The sequence below is a fragment of the Enterobacter cloacae complex sp. 6730903 genome (assembly GCF_048283985.1).
Classification (GTDB): domain Bacteria; phylum Pseudomonadota; class Gammaproteobacteria; order Enterobacterales; family Enterobacteriaceae; genus Enterobacter; species Enterobacter hormaechei_C.
The window spans coordinates 1-3518 of sequence record NZ_JBLVXX010000102.1 but is presented as its reverse complement, the minus strand read 5'-3'; the positions used below and the strand labels follow the sequence as shown (position 1 = coordinate 3518).

Annotated in this window: 2 protein-coding genes and 2 pseudogenes; 3 read left to right on the top strand and 1 reads right to left on the bottom strand. The window is 46.6% G+C overall.

The annotated features are described in order from the left end of the window. Window positions 1–67: 67 nt before the first annotated feature. The 3 genes and pseudogenes from trhI (ACNQ0W_RS24800) to trhI (ACNQ0W_RS24790) form a co-directional block, all read left to right on the top strand. Window positions 68–709, top strand: a pseudogene (gene trhI / locus ACNQ0W_RS24800) (IncHI-type conjugal transfer helicase TrhI); the annotation flags it as partial. A gap of 92 nt (window positions 710–801) precedes the next feature. After that, a protein-coding gene (locus tag ACNQ0W_RS24795; protein WP_088569505.1) for an IS3 family transposase occupies window positions 802–2009 on the top strand; the annotation gives its coding sequence in 2 pieces (ribosomal slippage) (window positions 802–1123 and window positions 1123–2009; 1209 coding nt in all). A gap of 38 nt (window positions 2010–2047) precedes the next feature. Further along, window positions 2048–3193 (top strand): annotated as a pseudogene (gene trhI / locus ACNQ0W_RS24790) (IncHI-type conjugal transfer helicase TrhI); the annotation flags it as partial. A 30-nt stretch (window positions 3194–3223) separates the two neighbouring features. Here the strand turns inward: trhI (ACNQ0W_RS24790) and ACNQ0W_RS24785 are convergent. Then, on the bottom strand, window positions 3224–3518 hold a 295-nt coding region (locus ACNQ0W_RS24785), incomplete at its 5' end, for a hypothetical protein (RefSeq protein WP_417933279.1).

Sequence of the window (3518 nt, the reverse complement as noted above, 5' to 3'; positions counted from 1 at the left end):
CAGCAGTACACAAGAAAAGCGCTTTTATAAAAATGTATAATTATTAAAACGAAGTAATGAGGTTGAAATGGGTAAGCCAACAGAAGAGCAAAGACCTGTTATCGAGAATGCTAGCGCAAACAATATGGTGATAGCAGCGCCTGGATCAGGCAAATCGTTCACCATGATAGAAGCGGTTATATCGATTCTCAAAAAGTATCCATATGCAAGAATCGGGATGGTGACCTTTACTCGCGCTGCAACAAACGCACTTGCAGCAAAGTTACAAAAGCGATTGAGCAAGAAGGATCTTGACCGGGTGCTGGTGGATACTTTTCACGGACTCGTTAAGAAGCAACTGGACATGATTCGCTGGCCGGGAAAGATGTTGATAGGGCCAGCACAGAGATCTGTCATTCACCGGGCTTTGAAAGAATCCGGTGTAACGATGAAGTTTGCTGAAGCTGAATTCGTTATTGATGCTATCGGCAGAGAAATGGATACGGATGTGATTTCAGTTCGGCATAACAGACAACAGATCCATTTGTTTAATACCTATCAGGCGTTATGCCAGAAAGACCATGTGGCGGACCTCAATGCTCTTTCAAAATTTGTTGTCGGTCAAATGCATTCGGGAAAAATGCGCACGTTAGATTTGACACATTTGATAGTAGACGAAGTTCAGGATACTGACTCTATACAATTCTCATGGATAGCATTGCATACAAGAGTGATGTAGCCCCCTGAAACACCAGACAGTAGCTGTATCTCCAGATAAGAGATAGGCTTGAATATATGTCTAACACTAACGCCAATTTTGAGATGACCGGGATCCTGTTAGGACAAGAAGTCCGTAAACGTAAAACTCCTCAGGAGAAGATCGCCATTATCCAGCAGACGATGGAGCCGGGCATGAATGTCTCCCATGTCGCCCGCCTGCATGGCATCCAGCCCAGCCTGCTGTTTAAGTGGAAGAAGCAATATCAGGAAGGCAGCCTCACCGCCGTTGCGGCCGGAGAAGAAGTTGTTCCAGCTTCTGAGCTTACTGCTGCTCTGAAGCAGGTCCGGGAGCTTCAGCGCCTGCTGGGCAAGAAGACGATGGAAGTTGAGATCCTGAAAGAAGCCGTGGAGTACGCTCAGTCGCGAAAATGGATAGCGCACGCGCCCTTGTTGCCAAAGGACGGGGAATAGCCCTGGTCAGCCGCACCATGGGCGTGTCGCGTGCGCAGCTGTCACTGCGAATTAACCGTTCTGCCGACTGGCAGGACAGGCGCTGTAACCGGCGTGATGACGAAGCAGACGCTGAAATACTGTCAGAGATCCTCGATATCATCAGCGATATGCCCAGTTACGGCTATCGCCGTGTGTGGGGCATCCTGCGTACGCAACGTCGTACAGAGGGACTGCCCCCCGTGAACGCCAAACGGCTTTACCGGCTTATGAGCGAGCATAATCTGCTGTTACTGCATGACAAACCAGAGCGGTCGAAGCGTGAACATAAGGGCAAAATCGCGGTGGCAGAAAGCGATATGCGCTGGTGTTCAGATGGCTTCGAGTTCGGCTGCGACAACGGTGAGAAGCTGCGGGTCACGTTCGCGCTGGACTGCTGCGACAGAGAAGCCATAGACTGGGCAGCGAGCACAGGAGGCTACGACAGTTCGACGGTGCAGGATGTGATGCTGAGGTCGGTGGAAAAGCGCTTCGGCGACGGGCTGCCGACCACACCGGTTCAATGGCTGACGGATAACGGTTCAGCATATACCGCGCATGAAACGCGGAGGTTCGCCAGAGAGCTGAATCTGGAGCCGTGTACAACAGCGGTGAGCAGCCCGCAGAGCAATGGCATGGCCGAACGGTTCGTGAAGACGATGAAGGAAGACTATATCGCGTTCATGGCAAAACCAGATGTGAGAACAGCCCTGCGAAACCTTGCAGCAGCGTTCACACATTACAATGAAAACCACCCGCACAGCGCGCTGGGATATCACTCCCCGAGGGAATATCGGCGGCAGCGGACATCGTTAACTTAAGATACAAAAGCTGTCCGGAGATGGCGGGTCAAGATCAAAGAGCTGGAGTCTATACGAGTATAGTTGGAGACGATGATCAGGCCATCTACTCCTTCAGATCCTCAGGAGGAGTCAAAATATTTCAACAGTTTGAAAAACACTTCAGACCTAACATATTTTACTTAAACACATGCTTTAGGTGTGAACCTGAAATTTTAGAGGTGGCCGGAGCACTGATAGGAAAGAATGTTTACCGTTATGCCAAAGAGTTACGCTCGGCAAAAAAGGGAGGGGGAAAGGTCACTTTTCGTTCATATGTAGATATGGAGGAACAGATACAGGGTATTTTAAGCCTTATAAATCAGGATCCACATGGATGGGCAATTCTAAGCCGCAATAATGCTCACTTGGATGAGCTAGAAAGTTTGATCGAACAGCCAGTAATTCGTTACGGAGGTAAATCATTCTGGGATGAAAAAGAAACAAGCGATGTGTTAAGCCTTATGGCCTTTTTCCGACAATCAAATGATCCTCGCTTAATGAAGAGAGTATTGGCATTGTTTGGAGAACAGGAATCAGTTTTGGATGAAGTGGCATTGAGTATGAGAGGAAGAAAAGTTACTTTTGGCGACCTTGCCATCCCGGAGGACAGTTCTCTCGAAACAAAAACATTACATTCAAACTTCGTGCGCTTTACCCAGGAAAGTTCTGATAAAGTTGAGATAGCAAAACGTTTCGCCAACCTTACGAAATGGATGGAATCGTCGTCAATCAAGATGAGGAGTAATAAAGGTACAGCAACCTTAACAAAAATTGCTTTAGACACTTGTAAACAGTGGGCAGAAAAGACTGGTTGGATGAATATGATAAATCGTGCTGCTGCAATGTCATTAGGCCCTAGGAAGAAGGACGAGGAATACAGCCCAGAGAAAGTAGTCCTATCAACCTTGCATGGTTCAAAGGGTCTTGAGTGGAATAAAGTAATAATAATGAGTTGTAATGCGGATCAGATACCAAGTAAAAGATCAGTTGGGGAGGAGGCAATAGAAGAAGAAAGACGTTTGCTTTATGTTGGATTTACGCGTGCAGAAAAGCAACTTTTTGTAATGTGGTATGGTGATCCTTCTTTCTTTTTAAGAGAATGCAGTGAAGAAAAGATAAAAGAAGCAGCTAATATTCGAATTTCTCCACTTTATACAGAATAATTCGATATGGGCATTTACTTATGCTTAAAGCTATAGTATAAAAACAATGAGCTTAAATATCAGCTCCCAAATTTGAGTAACTTTGCTTAAAGTTACTTTCGCGTTAAGCGTTGATTTAGCCGTGAAAAGCGGCCAGCTTAAACAAGCTGTAAGACACCACCGGCAAAATGTCACCTTTGTCGCTGGTGCACTTCCCATGCCTGCAAAAGGCAATCTGAATTTACCATGACCTGCTCCCCGTTGATTAGTACACCCCGATGTTAGTAATGTCTTCATAAGCCACATGAGGACATCCCCATGAAGAAGCGTTTTTCCGACGAACAGA